Source organism: Streptomyces sp. B93 (genome assembly GCF_018070565.1).
GTDB lineage: Bacteria > Actinomycetota > Actinomycetes > Streptomycetales > Streptomycetaceae > Streptomyces.
In genome coordinates this window covers 134,267-150,792 of record NZ_JAGPXL010000008.1, presented here as the reverse complement: position 1 = coordinate 150,792, position 16,526 = coordinate 134,267, and the positions used below count along the sequence as shown (strand labels likewise).

The window sequence follows — 16,526 nt, the reverse complement described above, 5'->3', positions numbered from 1 at the left end:
GTTCCTCCGTGCTCTCGCTGGCCCCCCCGCGACCGGCCTGTACTCCCCAACGACGGCACCACCCTAGAGTCCCGTCCGACAGGGGTGACGCGGCGCGGCGACCGTTCGGTTTCAGCCGCCCGCACGCAGTACGGCGGCCACGATCGGGCCCGCGGCCTCGCCGCCGCGGCCGCCCTGCTGGCTCATCGCGGCGGCGGCGATGTCGTCGCGGTAGCCGGTGAACCAGCTGTTGGCCACCTCCTGGCCGTCGACCTCGGCCGAGCCGGTCTTCGCGCCGAAGCTGCCGGTCATCCCGGTCATCACCCCGGCCGCGCTGCCGCTGGTCGCGGTGCGGTTCATCATGGCGCGCAGCTGCTGCACGGTCCCGGAGTCCAGGCCGCGTGCCTGGGCCAGCGGGCGGTCGTCGAGGCTCTGCGGGACGATCACCGGCTGCCGGAAGGTGCCGGTGATCGCGGTGGCGGTGACGGACGCCATGTTCAGCGGGCTCATCTGCACCTGGCCCTGGCCGATCATGTTGGCCGCGGTGTCGGGGCCGCCGGACGCGGGGACCGAGCCGTCGAAGGAGGGGATGCCGACCTTCCAGTTGTCCTTGCCGAGCCCGAAGCGCTCCTCGGCCTCCTTGGTGAGGGAGTCGACCCGCACCTCGTCGGCGTACTTCACGAAGGCCGTGTTGCAGGAGCGGGCGAAGCTCTCGGAGAGGGTGGCGTTCTCGTTCGGGGTCATGCCGGTGAGGTTGTGGAAGGTCTGGCTCTGCCACACCGCCTCGTTCGGGCAGGGCGCCGGGCCGTTCATCGAGGTGATCCCGTTGTCGATGAGGGTGGCCGCGCTGACGATCTTCATGGTGGAGCCGGGGGCCAGCTTGCCCAGGAAGGCGGCGTTGAAGCCGTCCGCACGGTTGTTCGCGACCGCCAGCACCTCACCGGTGCTCGGCTTGACCGCCACCACCGACGACTCGTCGTAGCTCTCGACCGCCTTCTCGGCCGCCGCCTGCGCGGTCGCGCTGAGCGTGGTGCGCAGCTGGCCCGGCTCGCCCTCGGAGAGCGTCAGCAGCGGGGTGTCGGCGGCGCCGCTCGCGGTGTGCCGGACGGCCAGCTCGACGCCGGGCGTGCCGCCCGCGCTGTCGCCGTACTTGGCGCGCAGCTCGTCGAGGATCGGGCCGAGGGAGGGGTACTTCTCCTTCGTCAGCACGGTGCCGTTCCGGTCGACGGCCTCGATCGGAGGGTTCGCGGACTCCTCGGTGACCAGGGTGTCTCCGTCGCCCAGTTCCGGGTGGACGACGGAGGGCTCCCAGTCGACCAGCGCCCGCCCGGTGGTGACGCCCCGCACGACGCTCAGCTCGCTGTCGTACGCCAGCTTCTCGCTCTTCCCGTCGTACGACACGGTCGCCTTGACCGAGAAGGGCACGGTGTCACCCACCGCGGCACCCGGCGTGATCTTCACGTCCCCGATGTGCGCGGCCTGCCCGAAGGAGGTCAGCACCGGCTCGGCCTCGGCCGCGTTGTCCGTGAACGACGCCGCCTTCGCCCCGTCGCCCTGCTGCCAGGCCGCGAAGAACTCCCGCGTGGTCTCCTCGACCTCCGCCGCGCTCGGCGGCCCGCTCTTGACCTCCGCCTGCGAGCCGGACCCCGACCCGCCGTCATCGCCCAACGCGGACACGAAGTTGAACGCGCCGTACCCGGCCCCCCCGAGCATCACGGCGAACACACTGCCCACGACGGCAGCTTTGACCCCCCTGCGCATGGCACGGTCCCCTCCCGATTGCGGACCTTCGACTGTATGGGGCGGGAGGGACGGATGGTGAGCGGTGTTCTGCTCTGTGCCCGGATGTTGTCCGAATGGAGATCCGGAAACCCCTTCACCTGGCCGGATACCGGATCAGACCCATGTATCCAGCCACATCCGTGAACGCCAGTCATCGATCGGGATGGCGATGCCGGTATACAGGGGGTAGAAGTAGATGAAGTTCCAGGCGATCAGCAGCACCAGCACCCCCGCGCCCGCCGCGCCCGCGACCCGGCGGGTGTCGCGGGCCGTGGGTGGGCCGAGCAGGGCGCCGATCAGCATAGCCAGGGCCAGGCAGAGGAACGGCACGAAGACGTCGGCGTAGAAGAAGAAGATCGTGCGCTCCTGGTACAGGAACCACGGCAGATAGCCCGCCGCGATGCCGCAGGCGATCGCGCCCGCCCGCCAGTCGCGCCGGAAGAACCAGCGCCACAGCACGTACAGCAGGGCGAAACAGGCCGCCCACCACAGCACCGGGGTGCCCAGCGCCAGCACCTCGCGCGCGCACTTCTCGCCCGCGTCCAGCGGACAGCCGTCCGTGCCGGGCTCGGGGGACTCGTAGAAGTACGACACCGGGCGGCCCAGGACCAGCCAGCTCCACGGGTTCGACTCGTAGGTGTGCGGTGAGGACAGGCCGACGTGGAAGTCGTACACCTGGTTCTCGTAGTGCCACAGGCTCAGCCACCAGTCCGGGAACAGCCAGCTCCAGTCGCTGCCGCGGCCGTTCGCGGTGGCCCAGTCGCGGTAGTAGCCGCCGGAGCCGTCCGACGGGGAGAGGATCCAGCCGATCCAGGACGCGAAGTAGGTGAACACCGCGACCGGGACGGTGGCGAGGAACGCCAGGCCCAGATCGCGCTTCACGACCGCCGTGTACGGGCGGTGGGCCCCCGCCACCCGCCGGGCGCCGACGTCCCACAGCACCGCCATCACACAGAACGCGGCCAGCACGTACAGGCCGTTCCACTTGGTGCCGACCGCCAGGCCCATCATCAGACCCGCCGCCCAGCGCCACGGACGCCACCCGAGCCGGGTGGTCTCCGCCACGTGCGCGTCCGGGCGGACCCGGCCGTCCGCGTCCACCGGCAGCGCAGCCGCGAGCCGCTCGCGCGCCCGGTCCCGGTCGACCAGCAGACAGCCGAACGCCGCCAGCACGAAGAACATCAGCACGCTGTCCAGCAGCGCGGTCCGGCTCATCACGAAGTGCAGCCCGTCCAGCGCCAGCAGCGCGCCCGCCAGACAGCCCAGGAACGTGGAGCGGAACATCCGCCGCCCGATCCGGCACAGCAGGAGCACGGAGAGGGTGCCGAGGAGGGCGGGCATGAAACGCCAGCCGAACGGCTCGAACCCGAAGACCAGCTCGCCGAGCCCGATGACGTACTTCCCGACCGGCGGGTGCACCACGTACGCCGCGTCCGTCGGGATCGGGACATTGCCCCCCGAGGAGAGGATCAGGTCGTTGGCGTTCTTGTCCCAGTTGACCTCGAAGCCGCGGTGGATGAGCGCCCACGCGTCCTTCGCGTAGTACGTCTCGTCGAATATCACCGCCTTCGGGCTGCCCAGGTTCCAGAACCGCAGCACCCCAGCGAACAGCGTCACCAGCAGCGGACCGAGCCACCCCGACCAGCGGGTGATCCGCCCGGCCAGCATGTGCCGCACACCGAGCGTCGCCCACAGCCGCGGTCCCGGCGCGGCGTACGGCGGCACCAGACGGTCCCTGACGTCGCCGCGCGGGCGGGCCGGTCGGTAACCGAAACGGCGCAGCCGCTGCTGCCACGGCGTCCGCCGCTCGTGCGGGGCCTGGTCCTGCCGGGTGTCCGTGGAGGACGCGGTACTGGTCACCGCGCCATCGTAGGGAACACGTCTGTGGGAGTCCCGTGCATGGGGCCACGGGGCCGGTTGCGTCCGGATATCGGGGGCCTCGCCGGGGCTGGGAGGATGGGGGCGTGACTGGAACCCTCGTGCTGGCAGGTACCCCCATCGGTGACATCGCGGACGCGCCGCCCCGGCTCGCCGAGGAACTCACGGCGGCCGACGTGGTCGCCGCCGAGGACACCCGGCGGCTGCGCCGGCTGACCCAGGCCCTCGGTGTGACGCCCAAGGGGCGGGTCGTCTCCTACTTCGAGGGCAACGAGGCCGCCCGCACGCCCGAGCTGGTGGAGGAGCTGGCGGGCGGCGCGCGGGTGCTGCTCGTCACCGACGCGGGGATGCCGTCGGTGTCCGACCCCGGGTACCGGCTGGTCGCCGCGGCGGTTGAGCGGGACATCCGGGTCACCGCCGTACCGGGGCCGTCGGCCGTGCTCACCGCGCTCGCCCTGTCCGGGCTGCCCGTGGACCGGTTCTGCTTCGAGGGGTTCCTGCCCCGCAAGGCGGGGGAGCGGCTGGCGCGGCTGCGCGAGGTCGCGGGTGAGCGGCGCACACTCGTCTACTTCGAGGCCCCCCACCGTCTCGACGACACCCTCGCAGCGATGGCCGAGGTGTTCGGCGGGGAGCGGCGGGCCGCCGTGTGCCGGGAGCTGACCAAGACGTACGAGGAGGTACGGCGCGGGCCGCTGGCGGAGCTGGCGGCGTGGGCGGCGCAGGGGGTGCGCGGGGAGATCACCGTGGTGGTCGAGGGCGCGCCGGAGAAGGGGGCCGAGGAGGTCGGGCCGGAGGAGCTGGTGCGGCGGGTGCGGGTGCGGGAGGAGGCGGGGGAGCGGCGCAAGGAGGCGATTGCGGCGGTGGCCGTTGAGGCGGGTGTGCCGAAGCGGGTTGTCTTTGACGCGGTCGTGGCTGCCAAGAAATCGCCGTAGGCGGGTGCGGGTTCGGTGTGGCTGGTCGCGCCCACGCGGCGGAGCCGCATGATGTCACAGCCCCGCGCCCCCGGAGGCGTTGCGCCATGCGTCGGTAAAGGGGTGCGGGGCGTTGGGCAAGGGGGGCCCAAATGCTGGGCAACAGTGGGTAGTTGACGTGGCTTTGGGGGGCTCTCGGGCATGCACTGGAGCGGGACGAAACGTCCTCCAGTGGATCAAAGGGGAGTCGGCATGAGCCAGGACGCCAGCCGCATCGCCGTCGTACACGAGTCCTATTCCTTCGCCTGTATGCGGTGCGGACACGGCTGGGAGCAGTCGTACGCGATCGAGCACCACACGGACGCCGGGGGCCGCGAGTTCGTCCGGTACGTCGCCGAGGGGCGCGTCGTGCCGTCGCCGCTGAGCCGCCCCGCGTGCGCCAACTGCGACGGGCACCTGGTGCGGATCATGCGGCCGGGGCGGGTGTCCTCCGCGCGGGACGCCTCCCGCGCCCGGCGCCCCGGACCCCACTGGCAGCTCTCCCACCTGCTGCACCCCTTCCAGCGCCGGGCCGGCTAGGGCCTCACCGGGGCGTGGCGCTTTCGTAGGATCGGGGCATGCCTTCCCGTGACGCCGAAGCCCCGCCCCTGCCGCAGCCCCTGAGGGTGCCGGTCGCCGACTCCCACACCCACCTCGACATGCAGTCCGGCACGGTGGAGGAAGGGCTCGCCAAGGCGGCCTCGGTGGGTGTCACCACGGTCGTCCAGGTCGGCTGCGACATCAACGGCTCCCGCTGGGCGGCCGAGACGGCGGCGGCCCACGAGGACGTCCACGCGGCCGTCGCCCTGCACCCCAACGAGGCGCCGCGCATCGTCCACGGCGACCCCATCGAAGGGGCGTCGCGTAGCGACTCGGACAAGGGTGGTGGTGGGCGACGGGCGGGATGGTCCCGGCAAGGAGCCCGCGAGCCCGGCGGCGACGCCGCCCTCGACGCGGCGCTCGCCGAGATCGACCGGCTGGCCGGGCTGGAGCAGGTCAAGGCGGTCGGCGAGACGGGGCTCGACTACTTCCGGACCGGGCCGGAGGGCAAGGCGGCGCAGGAGCGTTCCTTCCGCGCCCACATCGAGATCGCCAAGCGGCACGGCAAGACCCTCGTCATCCACGACCGGGACGCCCACGCCGACGTCCTGCGGGTGCTGAAGGAGGAGGGCGCGCCCGAGCGGACCGTCTTCCACTGCTACTCCGGCGACGCCGAGATGGCCGAGGTCTGCGCCCGCGCGGGCTACTACATGTCCTTCGCGGGCAACGTCACCTTCAAGAACGCCCAGAACCTGCGGGACGCCCTGACGGTGGCCCCGCTGGAGCTGGTCCTGGTCGAGACCGACGCGCCCTTCCTCACCCCGGCCCCCTACCGCGGGCGGCCCAACGCCCCGTACCTGATCCCGGTGACGGTCCGCGCCATGGCCGCCGTGCGCGGCGTCGACGAGGACGCGATGGCGACCGCGCTCGGCGCGAACACGGCCCGCGCCTTCGGTTACTGACCGCCACCCCGCCCGGCGATTCGCTCACGTTTCGTAGTCGCGTCGCTTTGGAGAGTGACGGCCGCTCCGCTAGGTTCTGGGCCCGATCCGGACCCCCTGGACGCCACCGGACCCTGGAGCGTGTCGGCAATGAGCAACTCGCAGTACGGGACGTACGAGGCACCCGTGGACGACGTGCACAGCGCGCCGACGCTGGGCTACGGGCCCGCGGCCCCGGCGTACCTGCCGCCGCAGGCCACCCCGTCCGACGCGGGACAGGTGTCGCACCGGCGCCGCAGATCCCGGCCGTCCCGGTCCGGCCGACGCGCCGACGGTCCCGTACGGCGGCTGCTGCCGCAGGCGCTGGTCGTGGCGTTCCTCGCGGGCGGGACCAGCGCGTTCGTCGCCGAGGACAAGGCGATCGAGCTGAGCGTGGACGGGCAGCCGCGGCGGCTGCACACCTTCGCGGACGACGTCACCGAACTCCTCGCCGACGAGGGCGTCGAACTCGGCGCCCACGATGTCGTCGCGCCCGCGCCCGGTACCGCGCTCACCAGCGGCGACGAGGTCGTGGTCCGCTACGGGCGGCCCCTGCGGCTCACCCTCGACGGCCGGCGCCACCAGGTCTGGACGACGGCCCGCACGGTCGCGGGCGCGCTGCGGCAGTTCGGGGTGCGGCCCCAGGGCGCGTACCTGTCCGTGCCGTCCTCCCGGCGGATCGGGCGGGACGGGCTCACGCTGGACGTCCGCACCGAACGCGCGGTCACGGTCATGGCCGACGGGCGGGCCCGCACGATCCGCACCAACGTGGCCACCGTGCGCGAGGCGGTCGAGGAGGCCGGGGTCACCCTGCGCGGGCAGGACAGCACGTCCGTCGCGCAGGACAGCTTCCCGCGCGACGGGCAGACCATCAGCGTGCTGCGGATCACCAAGGGGCGGGAGGTGCGGGACGAGGAGATCCCCTTCCAGGTACGGCGGGTGGCGGACCCCACGGTCTTCCGGGGCACGGAGGTCGTCGAACAGGCCGGTCAGCCGGGACTGCGCCGCGTCACCTACCTCCTGCGGACCGTCAACGGGGTCCAGGAGCGGCCCCGGCGCGAGAAGTCCGAGGTGGTCCGGGAGCCGCGCGAGCAGGTGATCAAGTACGGCACCCGGCCCATGCCCGCCTCCGTCGCGGGCGCGGACGGGCTGAACTGGCAGGGGCTCGCGGCGTGCGAGTCGGGTGGGCGGGCGGACGCGGTGGACGCGTCCGGGACGTACGGGGGGCTGTACCAGTTCGACGTCCACACCTGGCGCAGCCTCGGCGGCTCGGGCCGCCCCCAGGACGCGACGGCGTCCGAACAGACGTACCGCGCGAAGAAACTGTACGTACGCAGGGGCGCCGCGGCTTGGCCGCACTGCGGGGCGCGGTTGGAGGGGTGACGGGGGGTGGGCCGCGCACCCCGCTCGCGCCGGGCCGCGCGGCCCACCCTCACGGCCACCCCCCGTACCCTTGTCCCGTGAGCAGCAGCCCCGTCCCCGATCATGCCCTCCTGGGTCCCGCCGACGTACGCGAGCTGGCGGCAGCCCTCGGCGTGCGCCCCACCAAACAGCGCGGCCAGAACTTCGTGATCGACGCGAACACCGTCCGCCGTATCGTCCGCACCGCGGAGGTCCGCCCGGACGACAACGTCGTCGAGGTCGGTCCGGGCCTCGGCTCGCTCACCCTCGCCCTGCTGGAGGCGGCCGCCCACGTCACCGCCGTGGAGATCGACGACGTACTCGCCGCCGCCCTCCCCGCCACCATCGCCGCCCGCCTGCCCGACCGCGCGGACCGCTTCGCCCTGGTGCACTCCGACGCGATGCACGTCACCGACCTCCCGGGCCCGCCCCCCACCGCCCTCGTGGCGAACCTGCCGTACAACGTGGCCGTCCCGGTGCTGCTGCACATGCTCGCCACGTTCCCCAGCATCGAGCGCACCCTCGTCATGGTGCAGTCCGAGGTCGCCGACCGCCTCGCCGCCGCCCCCGGCTCGAAGGTGTACGGCGTCCCGTCGGTGAAGGCCAACTGGTACGCGGAGGTGAAGCGGGCCGGTGCCATCGGCCGCAACGTCTTCTGGCCCGCGCCCAACGTCGACAGCGGCCTGGTCGCGCTCACCCGCCGCACCGAACCGGTCAGGACGTCCGCGTCGAAGCGCGACGTCTTCGCCGTGGTCGACGCGGCGTTCGCGCAGCGCCGCAAGACGCTGCGGGCGGCGCTCGCCGGGTGGGCGGGCTCCGCGGCGGCCGCGGAGGCGGCGCTGGTCGCGGCGGGCGTGTCCCCGCAGGCCCGCGGCGAGTCCCTCACGGTCGAGGAGTTCGCCCGCATCGCCGAGAACGCCCAGCACAAGGAGCCCGGTCAGCAGTGAGCGTCACCGTACGCGTCCCCGCCAAGGTCAACGTCCAGCTCGCCGTCGGTGCCGCCCGGCCCGACGGCTTCCACGACCTGGCCAACGTCTTCCTCGCCGTCGGGCTGTACGACGAGATCACCGCGACCCCGGCCGAGCCCGGCACCGGCGTCCGCGTCACCTGCGACGGCCCGGACGCCGCACTCGTCCCGCTGGACGGCACCAACCTCGCCGCCCGCGCCGCCGAGGCGCTCGCCGCGCGGTACGGCCGCGGCCCGGACGTGCACGTCCACATCGCCAAGGACATCCCCGTCGCGGGCGGCATGGCGGGCGGCAGCGCGGACGGGGCGGGCGCGCTTGTGGCGTGCGACGCGCTGTGGGGGACGGGCGCCTCGCGCACTGAACTCCTCGACATCTGCGCCGAATTGGGCAGTGACGTGCCGTTCAGTCTGATCGGCGGGGCGGCGCTCGGCACCGGGCGGGGGGAGAAGCTGACGGCGCTGGACGTCGGCGGCGTCTTCCACTGGGTGTTCGCGATGGCCGAGCGCGGGCTGTCGACCCCGGCGGTCTTCCGGGAGTTCGACCGGCTCGCCGAGGGCCGTGACGTGCCCGCGCCGGTCGCCTCCCGCCCCCTCCTCGACGCGTTGGCGAAGGGCGACCCGGACGCGCTCGCCGCCGCCGTCTCCAACGACCTCCAGCCCGCCGCGCTGTCCCTCTTCCCGGCCCTCGCCGACACCCTCGCCGCGGGCACCGCCGCCGGGGCGCTGGCCGCGCTGGTCTCCGGCTCCGGCCCGACCACCGCCTTCCTCGCCCGCGACCCCGAGTCGGCGGCGAAGGTGGCGGACGCGCTGCGCGGCTCCGGCACCTGCCGGACGGTGCGCACGGCGTCGGGTCCGGCGCGGGGCGCGACGGTGACCGAGGGGCCGCCGGTGGCGTAGGCCGTACCGGGATCGGTTGCCCGGCAACGGCGTGGCGATGGTCTCACCGCGCCGTTGCGCCGAAGTGCCGTCCGGACAACGATCTTGTCCCTAGGGTGAGTTGCTGCTCGAAGACTCGAAGACTCGAAGATCGAAGACTCCCCCATGGAAGGCAACTTCGTGACTGCAACCACCCCCCGCAGGCGCCCGCTGTCCCGCCGCGGCGTACTCGGCGCCGCCGGTGCCGTCGCCGCCGGAGCCGCCCTGCTGCCGGACGCCGTCGCGGCGGCGGCCCCATCCGGCAGCGCGCCCACCCCCACGGGCACCGAGCCCGAGACGTTCCCCGCCACCCGCACCGAGGCCGCCACCGGCACCGGTACGGCCGCCACCGCGCTCACCGCCTCCTACGTCGCCCTGCGCTGGACCGGCGCCCCCGACGGCGCGGCGATCCGCTTCGCCGACGGCACCGAGGCGGGCGCCCTCAAGCCGGTGAGGTGCGGCTGCGCGACCGTCGAGGGCGGCGGTACGGCGCTGGTGCCCGCCGGGGACGCCACCGCGTACGAGGTCCAGGCCCCGGACGGGGCCACCGAGGTGCGCTCGCTGGCGATCGACACCACCGACGGACCGGCCCGGACCTTCCAGGTGCCGACCGAGCCCACCCGGGTGCGGGGCGTGCGCTACCTGTCCCGGCCCGCGTGGGGCGCCGACGAGTCCAAGCGCTACAAGGACGGCGTGGTCAACTCGCCCGAGGTGTACTACCCGCTCCAGTCGATCACCGTCCACCACACCGCGGGCGTGAACGGCGACCCCGACCCGGCGGCCACGATCCGGGCGATCTACGAGTACCACGCGGTCACCCTCGACTGGGGTGACATCGGCTACCACTTCCTCATCGACGAGGCGGGCAACGTCTACGAGGGCCGCTACTCAGGCGAGGACGGCATCCCCGGCTTCGACGCGGACGGCAAGGTCGTCACCGCCTTCCACACCGGCGGCTACAACTCCGGCAACCTCGGCATCGCCCTCCTCGGCGAGCTGACCGAGACCGGGCCCACCGCCGCGGCCAAGGAGTCCCTGACCCGCCTGATCAGGGCCGTCTGCAAGATCAAGGGCCTGGACCCGCAGGCCAAGATCACCTACGTCAACCCGGTCAACGGCGTCACCAAGGACGTCCACACCATCAGCGGCCACCGCGACTGGCTGGCCACCGAGTGCCCGGGCCAGACGATGTACGACCTGCTCGGCGAGGTGCGGACCGCCGCCGCCCAGTGACCGGCCGCTGACCTGCACGGGGACCGGCCACCCACCGGCGCGCACTAGGCTGGGAGGCTGACCGGTCCCCGCGCACAGGAGTGAAATGGCCGTCAACCTGGTCAATGTCGAGAACGTCAGCAAGGTGTACGGCACCCGTGCCCTGCTCGACGGGATCTCCCTCGGCGTCTCGGAGGGGGACCGGATCGGCGTCGTGGGCCGCAACGGCGACGGCAAGACCACCCTGATCCGGATGCTCGCCAAGCAGGAGGAGGCGGACACCGGCCGGGTCACCCACTCCGGCGGCCTGCGCATGGGCGTCCTCACCCAGCACGACTCCCTCGACCCGGAGGCGACGGTCCGCCACGAGGTCATCCGGGACCTCGCCGACCACGAGTGGGCCGGTAACGCCAAGATCAGGGACGTCCTGACCGGCCTCTTCGGCGGACTCGACCTGCCGGGGTTCCCGCAGGGCCTGGACACCGTCATCGGGCCGCTCTCCGGTGGCGAGCGGCGCCGGATCGCCCTGGCCAAGCTGCTCATCGACGACCAGGACCTGATCGTCCTCGACGAGCCCACCAACCACCTCGACGTCGAGGGCATCTCCTGGCTCGCCCGCCATCTGCGCGAGCGCAGGTCCGCGCTGGTCTGCGTCACCCACGACCGCTGGTTCCTTGACCAGGTGTGCACCCGCATGTGGGACGTCCAGCGCGGTGTCGTCCACGAGTACGAGGGCGGCTACTCCGACTACGTCTTCGCCCGTGCCGAACGCGAGCGCATCGCCGCCACCGAGGAGGCCAAGCGGCAGAACCTGGTCCGCAAGGAGCTGGCCTGGCTGCGCCGCGGCGCGCCCGCTCGGACCTCCAAGCCGCGGTTCCGGGTGGAGGCCGCCAACGAGCTGATCAAGGACGTACCGCCGCCGCGGGACAGCAGCGAGCTGATGAAGTTCGCCTCGTCCAGGCTCGGCAAGACCGTGTTCGACCTGGAGGACGTCACCGTCCAGGCCGGGCCCAAGGTGCTGATGAAGCACGTGACCTGGCAGCTCGGGCCCGGTGACCGGATCGGCCTCGTCGGCGTCAACGGCGCGGGCAAGACCTCGCTGCTGCGGGCCATGGCGGACGCGGCGTTCAGCGAGGGCGAGCGGCAGCCCGCGGGCGGGCGGGTCAAGGTCGGCAGGACCGTCAAGCTGGCCTACCTCTCCCAGGAGGTGGCCGAACTGAACCCCGCGTGGCGGGTGCTGGAGGCCGTCCAGGCGGTGCGCGAGCGCGTCGACCTCGGCAAGGGGCGCGAGATGACCGCGGGCCAGCTGTGCGAGACGTTCGGCTTCGGCAAGGAGAAGCAGTGGACGCCGGTCGGGGACCTGTCCGGTGGTGAGCGGCGGCGGTTGCAGTTGCTGCGGCTGCTGATGGACGAGCCCAACGTCCTCTTCCTCGACGAGCCCACCAACGACCTCGACATCGAGACGCTGACGCAGCTGGAGGACGTCCTCGACGGCTGGCCCGGCTCGATGATCGTCATCTCCCACGACCGGTTCTTCGTCGAGCGCACCACCGACCGTGTCTTCGCCCTCCTCGGTGACGGCACCCTGCGGATGCTGCCGCGCGGCATCGACGAGTACCTGGAACGGCGGCAGCGCATGGAGGAGGCCGCGGCCGCCTCCGCACCGGTCGCCGCGGCCAGGCCCGCCACCGAGAAGAGCGCCGCCGACCAGCGCGCCGCGAAGAAGGAACTCCAGCGCATCGAACGGCTGTTGGACAAGATCTCCGAGAAGGAGACCAAGCTGCACACCGCCATCGCGGAGAGCGCCACCGACTTCGCCAAGGTCGCCGAACTCGACGCCGAGCTGCGCAAGCTGACCGGCGAGCGCGAGGAGCTGGAGCTGCGCTGGCTCGAACTCGCCGAGGACGCGTAGGCGCTCGACGCCACTCGCGTGCGGGGCGCGCGCGACCCGTGAAGGGGGCGTGAAGGCGCGTAACGAGGGCATCACGGGCCGGTCCTCCCTTGGGAACAGGGGTGGATGCGGCCCGGTGCCGTGTCGGCGGCGGGTGATAGAAAGGGCCGTCTGAGAACTGGCCGAAGCTGGCCAGAACTGGCTAGAAATCAGTGAGGAACGGGGGAAGCCGCTGATGACGCAGCCGCCCAACCAGCCGCCGCAGCCGGGTGGTTTCGGAGCGCCGCAGGACCCGCCGCCGAGCGCTCCGCCGGGTGCGCCGGGTACGCCGCCGGGTGGTGGGTTCGGGGCTCCGCAGACCCCACCGCCGCCCCCGGCCGGTCCGCCGCAGCCCGCGCCGTCCGGACCGTACGCCCAGCCGGGGCCGTACAGCACCCCCGGGCCGTACAACACCCCGGGGAGCACCCCCGGGCCGTACAACACCCCGGGACCGTACGGGCAGCCGCCGCAGCCCGGGTACGGCTATCCGCAGGCCCAGTTCCCGGGCGCGCCCGGCACCCCGCCGCCGTCCGGGGGCGGCTCCCGCAACCCCTTCAAGGGCAAGCCCGCCGTCATCATCGGCGCCGCGGTGGCCGTGCTGGTCGTCGCCGGGGCCACCGTCTTCGCCGTGTCCGGCGGTGACGACGACGGCAAGGGCAAGAAGAAGCCCGTCGCCCAGCAGACCGACGACGCCAAGCCGACCGACAGCGGCGCCCCGGTGAACCCCGGTGACGGCAGCGGCGACGGCGGCGAGGACCCGGAGAACCTCAATGAGGGCCGCCAGGCCGGTGAGGCGAAGGTGCTCTGGTACAAGGAGGCACCCGACGCACCCGGTTCCGGCGCCGACGCCGAGGGCATGTGGATCACCGACAGGACGGCGGTGAAGGCGGCGTACAAGCAGTTGTTCGCCTTCAACGTCGCCGACGGCGACCCCACCTGGGACGCCATCACCTTCGACCAGAAGATCTGCGCGACCACCCCGCAGAAGACCGCCGACGACAAGATCGTCGTCGCCTACATGAACGGCTCCAGCGACCGCGCCAAGTGCAACCAGCTCCAGGAGATCGACCTCGCCACCGGCGAGAAGGGCTGGAGCGGCGAGGTCGCCGACGGCGGGCTCTTCGACAGCGCGCTCAGCATCGAACTGTCCATCACCGGCAAGACACTGATGGTCGGCCGCTCCCAGTCCGGCACCGGGTACGACGTGACGACCGGCAAGAAGCTCTTCGACGTCAAGAAATACGGCGACGCCTGCTTCCCCACCGGCTTCGCGGGCGGCGAGCGGCTGATCTCCGTCGCGTCCTGCGGCGCGGGCACCGACAACGCCCACGACGAGGTGCAGGAGCTGGACCCGGCCACGGGCAAGGCCAAGTGGACCCGGAAGTTCGGCAAGGGGTGGCGGGTCGAGCGCGCCTACTCCCTCGACCCGCTGGTGGTCTACAGCACCAACGAGGACAAGAAGCAGTGGAACATCTCCGTCCTCGGCAAGGACGGTTCCATCGGCGCCCAGGTCGGCGTCGACGAGGACTTCGCCCCCGAGTGCGGCTGGGCCATCCTCCAGCGTGACCTCACCGGCTGCGCGGGCGTCGCCGCCGACGGCGACACCCTCTACCTGCCGACCGAGTCCACGGCCAGCGCCAACGAGATCGTCGCGATCAGCCTCGACAACGGCAAGGAGAAGTGGCGGGTGAAGTCGCCCGCGGACGCCGCGATGCTGCCGATGCGGGTCGAGGGCGGCAAGCTCGTCGCCTACGTCCAGCCGACCTACGACACGGGCGGGCAGGTCGTCGCCATCCCGACGACGGGCAGCGGCCACGAGCCGGCCAAGCTGCTCCAGAACCCGCAGGGCGCGGCCACCGTCGAGCGTTCCTTCTTCTCCCGGGACATCGACTGGGTCGACGGCCGCTTCTACATCTCCACGACTCGGTTGTCCGGGAACGACGACGCTAAGGAGAAGCTGATGCTTGCGTACGGCAAGTAGGCCTTCCTCCTGCTGTCCCGTCTCGTTCCGTGTCCCGGCCGTTTCGCTCCCACGAGGTACCCACGTCATGACCCAGCCGCCGCCCCCGCCGCCCAACCAGCCCCCGCAGGGGGGAAGCCAGCCTCCACAGGGGGGTGGCTTCGGTGCGCCTCAGACACCGCCGCCTGCCGGGCCGCCCGCGCCGCAGCCGGGGTACGGGTACCCGCAGCAGCCGCAGCAGCCCCCGGGTGCGCCGCAGACGCCGCCGCCCGCGGGACCGCCCGCGCCACAGCCCGGGTACGGGTATCCCGGGCAGCAGCCGAACCCGTACACCGTCCAGCAGCCGGGCGGCTACGGGCAGCAGGGTGGTTATGGGTACGGCTACCCGGGCGGGCCGACCGTGCCGATGCAGGCCCAGCAGCCGGGGCCGGCCTCCGGTGCCGGGGGGAAGTTCAACGCTCAGGTCGTCATCATCGTCGCCGCGGTCGTCGCCATCGCGCTGATCGTCGGCGCCGGCGTCTGGTACTCCAAGACCAGCGGCTCGGACGACGGCAAGAACGACACCGCGAGCAGCAGCGGCGGCACCGGTGGCGAGGACGGCGGTGACGAGAAGGGCGGGACCTCGTCCAAGGGCAGCGAGAAGGTGCCCTCCGACCCCGCGTCCAAGGTGCTCTTCCAGGTGCCCACGCCCAAGGTCGAGAAGGACGACAGCATCGTCGTGGAGGGCTCCTGGCTCACCGACGACGTCTACGCCAAGAGCGGCGTCGCCGAGATCGTCGGCTACGACCCCGCCAAGGGCACCAAGAAGTGGACGATCCCGCTGTCCGGGCCCGTCTGCCAGGCCAGCCGGTTCATGACCGACGACAACAAGACCGCCGTCATCTTCCAGCCGGAGATGCCGGACAAGAACACCTCCGCCGGGTGCAGCCAGGTCGCGGCGATCGACCTCACCACGGGCAAGAAGCTGTGGGAGGAGACCGCGAAGACCGGCGACCAGCCGATCCGCTTCGACAACGTCACCGTCAGCGGGGGCACCGTCGCCGTCGGCAGTACGAGCGGCGGGGCCGCCTTCGACATCGAGAGCGGCAAGGCCCTGTGGGCGCCCAAGCCCGAGGACACCTGCTACGACGCCGGGTACGGCGGCGGGCCCAAGCTGGTCGCGGTGCGCAAGTGCGGGCCGTACGACCAGCGGCAGCTGCACATCCAGACCATCGACCCGAAGTCGGGGAAGGTGATCTCCGAGTACAAGATGACCGAGGGCATCGAGTACGCGAGCGTCGTGTCCACGGACCCGCTGGTCGTGGCGGCCGACGTCGGGGACTCCGCGGGTGACGGCAGTGGTATCTCGGACTTCTTCTCCATCGACAACAAGACGGGGAAGCTGCGCAACCGGATCTCCGCGCCCGGTGACGAGTACGCCGCGGACTGCGACGGCATCTCCCGGATCGAGGACTGCTCGGGCATCGCCGTCGGCAACGACCGGCTGTACCTGCCGACCGAGGAGCACGACGGCAGCGGTGAGTCGTACAGCCGTACCAACGAGATCGTCGCCTTCGACCTCGCGACCGGGAAGCAGACCGGGCAGCGGGCGGACGCGGGTGACGGGTACACGATCACTCCGCTGAGGATGGACGGCGGGAACGTGATCGCGTACAAGCGGCCGCCGTACGACAAGGGCGGGCAGATCGTCAGCATCGACGGCGGGTCGTTCAAGGAGACGAAGCTGCTGGAGAACCCGGCGACGGAGTCGGTGCGGGACGTGGAGAGCAGCATGCTGCCCGAGTACGCGGAGATCCTGTACTCGCAGGGGCGGCTGTACATGTCCGATGTGTACGCGAGTGCGTCCAGTTCGGGCGAGCAGGAGTACCTGGTGATCGCTTTCGGTGCGGGGGTGTGAAAGGTTCCCCGGTAGGGGCAGCGCAACGGCGGGTGAGCGTGTAGCTTCCGGGAGCATGTCGGGGAGCTGACGTCGGGGGGGCTTGGCGTCAGGTGGTCTTTCCGTGTGGGCCTCCGGGCATCCATAGTGGGCGTC

12 protein-coding genes are annotated in these 16,526 nt (G+C 72.2%); 10 read left to right on the top strand and 2 right to left on the bottom strand.

What is annotated here, in order from left to right; all coding sequences use genetic code 11:
* Nucleotides 1-111: 111 nt before the first annotated feature.
* A complete protein-coding gene (locus KBY47_RS10620; protein WP_210920770.1) occupies nucleotides 112-1,740 on the bottom strand; it encodes a penicillin-binding transpeptidase domain-containing protein in 1,629 nt (542 codons plus the stop codon).
* A 135-nt stretch (nucleotides 1,741-1,875) separates the two neighbouring features.
* Entirely contained in the window at nucleotides 1,876-3,621 is a 1,746-nt protein-coding gene (locus tag KBY47_RS10615) for a dolichyl-phosphate-mannose--protein mannosyltransferase (protein ID WP_210920769.1), read from the bottom strand.
* A 104-nt stretch (nucleotides 3,622-3,725) separates the two neighbouring features.
* On the opposite strand from KBY47_RS10615, the gene rsmI reads away from it, so the two are divergent.
* The 10 genes from rsmI to KBY47_RS10565 all read left to right on the top strand — a co-directional run bounded on the left by rsmI (nucleotide 3,726) and on the right by KBY47_RS10565 (nucleotide 16,391).
* A complete protein-coding gene (rsmI, locus tag KBY47_RS10610) occupies nucleotides 3,726-4,571 on the top strand; it encodes a 16S rRNA (cytidine(1402)-2'-O)-methyltransferase (RefSeq protein ID WP_210920768.1) in 846 nt (281 codons plus the stop codon).
* Nucleotides 4,572-4,802: 231 nt separating this feature from the next.
* Nucleotides 4,803-5,129: a hypothetical protein gene (locus KBY47_RS10605; protein ID WP_210920767.1), complete on the top strand. Its 327-nt coding sequence runs from the start codon at nucleotides 4,803-4,805 to the stop codon at nucleotides 5,127-5,129.
* A gap of 38 nt (nucleotides 5,130-5,167) precedes the next feature.
* Nucleotides 5,168-6,091, top strand: coding sequence for a TatD family hydrolase (locus tag KBY47_RS10600; RefSeq protein WP_210920766.1), 924 nt, complete (start codon nucleotides 5,168-5,170; stop codon nucleotides 6,089-6,091).
* 129 nt (nucleotides 6,092-6,220) lie between these two features.
* Nucleotides 6,221-7,492, top strand: coding sequence for a resuscitation-promoting factor (locus KBY47_RS10595; protein WP_210920765.1), 1,272 nt, complete (start codon nucleotides 6,221-6,223; stop codon nucleotides 7,490-7,492).
* 77 nt (nucleotides 7,493-7,569) lie between these two features.
* On the top strand, nucleotides 7,570-8,457 hold the full coding sequence (rsmA, locus tag KBY47_RS10590) for a 16S rRNA (adenine(1518)-N(6)/adenine(1519)-N(6))-dimethyltransferase RsmA (protein WP_210920764.1): 888 nt from the start codon (nucleotides 7,570-7,572) through the stop codon (nucleotides 8,455-8,457).
* Nucleotides 8,454-9,374 (top strand): 4-(cytidine 5'-diphospho)-2-C-methyl-D-erythritol kinase, encoded by a 921-nt coding sequence (locus KBY47_RS10585; protein WP_210920763.1) that lies wholly within the window; start codon nucleotides 8,454-8,456, stop codon nucleotides 9,372-9,374. The genes rsmA and KBY47_RS10585 overlap by 4 nt, the downstream gene beginning before the upstream one ends.
* A 159-nt stretch (nucleotides 9,375-9,533) precedes the next feature.
* Nucleotides 9,534-10,625, top strand: coding sequence for a peptidoglycan recognition family protein (locus KBY47_RS10580; protein WP_308405117.1), 1,092 nt, complete (start codon nucleotides 9,534-9,536; stop codon nucleotides 10,623-10,625).
* An 85-nt stretch (nucleotides 10,626-10,710) separates the two neighbouring features.
* Nucleotides 10,711-12,516, top strand: coding sequence for an ABC-F family ATP-binding cassette domain-containing protein (locus KBY47_RS10575; RefSeq protein ID WP_210920761.1), 1,806 nt, complete (start codon nucleotides 10,711-10,713; stop codon nucleotides 12,514-12,516).
* A gap of 214 nt (nucleotides 12,517-12,730) precedes the next feature.
* Nucleotides 12,731-14,515 carry a PQQ-binding-like beta-propeller repeat protein gene (locus KBY47_RS10570; RefSeq protein ID WP_210920760.1) on the top strand — a complete coding sequence of 595 codons (1,785 nt, stop codon included), beginning with the start codon at nucleotides 12,731-12,733 and terminating at the stop codon, nucleotides 14,513-14,515.
* A gap of 67 nt (nucleotides 14,516-14,582) precedes the next feature.
* Nucleotides 14,583-16,391: a PQQ-binding-like beta-propeller repeat protein gene (locus tag KBY47_RS10565; RefSeq protein ID WP_210920759.1), complete on the top strand. Its 1,809-nt coding sequence runs from the start codon at nucleotides 14,583-14,585 to the stop codon at nucleotides 16,389-16,391.
* Nucleotides 16,392-16,526 lie beyond the last annotated feature (135 nt).

Bases quoted from the DNA above. Each gene is read 5' to 3' on its own strand.
- KBY47_RS10620 (WP_210920770.1), bottom strand. From the start codon at position 1,740: ATGCGCAGGGGGGTCAAAGCTGCCGTCGTGGGCAGTGTGTTCGCCGTG.
- KBY47_RS10605 (WP_210920767.1), top strand. From the start codon at position 4,803: ATGAGCCAGGACGCCAGCCGCATCGCCGTCGTACACGAGTCCTATTCC.
- KBY47_RS10600 (WP_210920766.1), top strand. From the start codon at position 5,168: ATGCCTTCCCGTGACGCCGAAGCCCCGCCCCTGCCGCAGCCCCTGAGG.
- KBY47_RS10595 (WP_210920765.1), top strand. From the start codon at position 6,221: ATGAGCAACTCGCAGTACGGGACGTACGAGGCACCCGTGGACGACGTG.
- KBY47_RS10575 (WP_210920761.1), top strand. From the start codon at position 10,711: ATGGCCGTCAACCTGGTCAATGTCGAGAACGTCAGCAAGGTGTACGGC.
- KBY47_RS10570 (WP_210920760.1), top strand. From the start codon at position 12,731: ATGACGCAGCCGCCCAACCAGCCGCCGCAGCCGGGTGGTTTCGGAGCG.
- KBY47_RS10565 (WP_210920759.1), top strand. From the start codon at position 14,583: ATGACCCAGCCGCCGCCCCCGCCGCCCAACCAGCCCCCGCAGGGGGGA.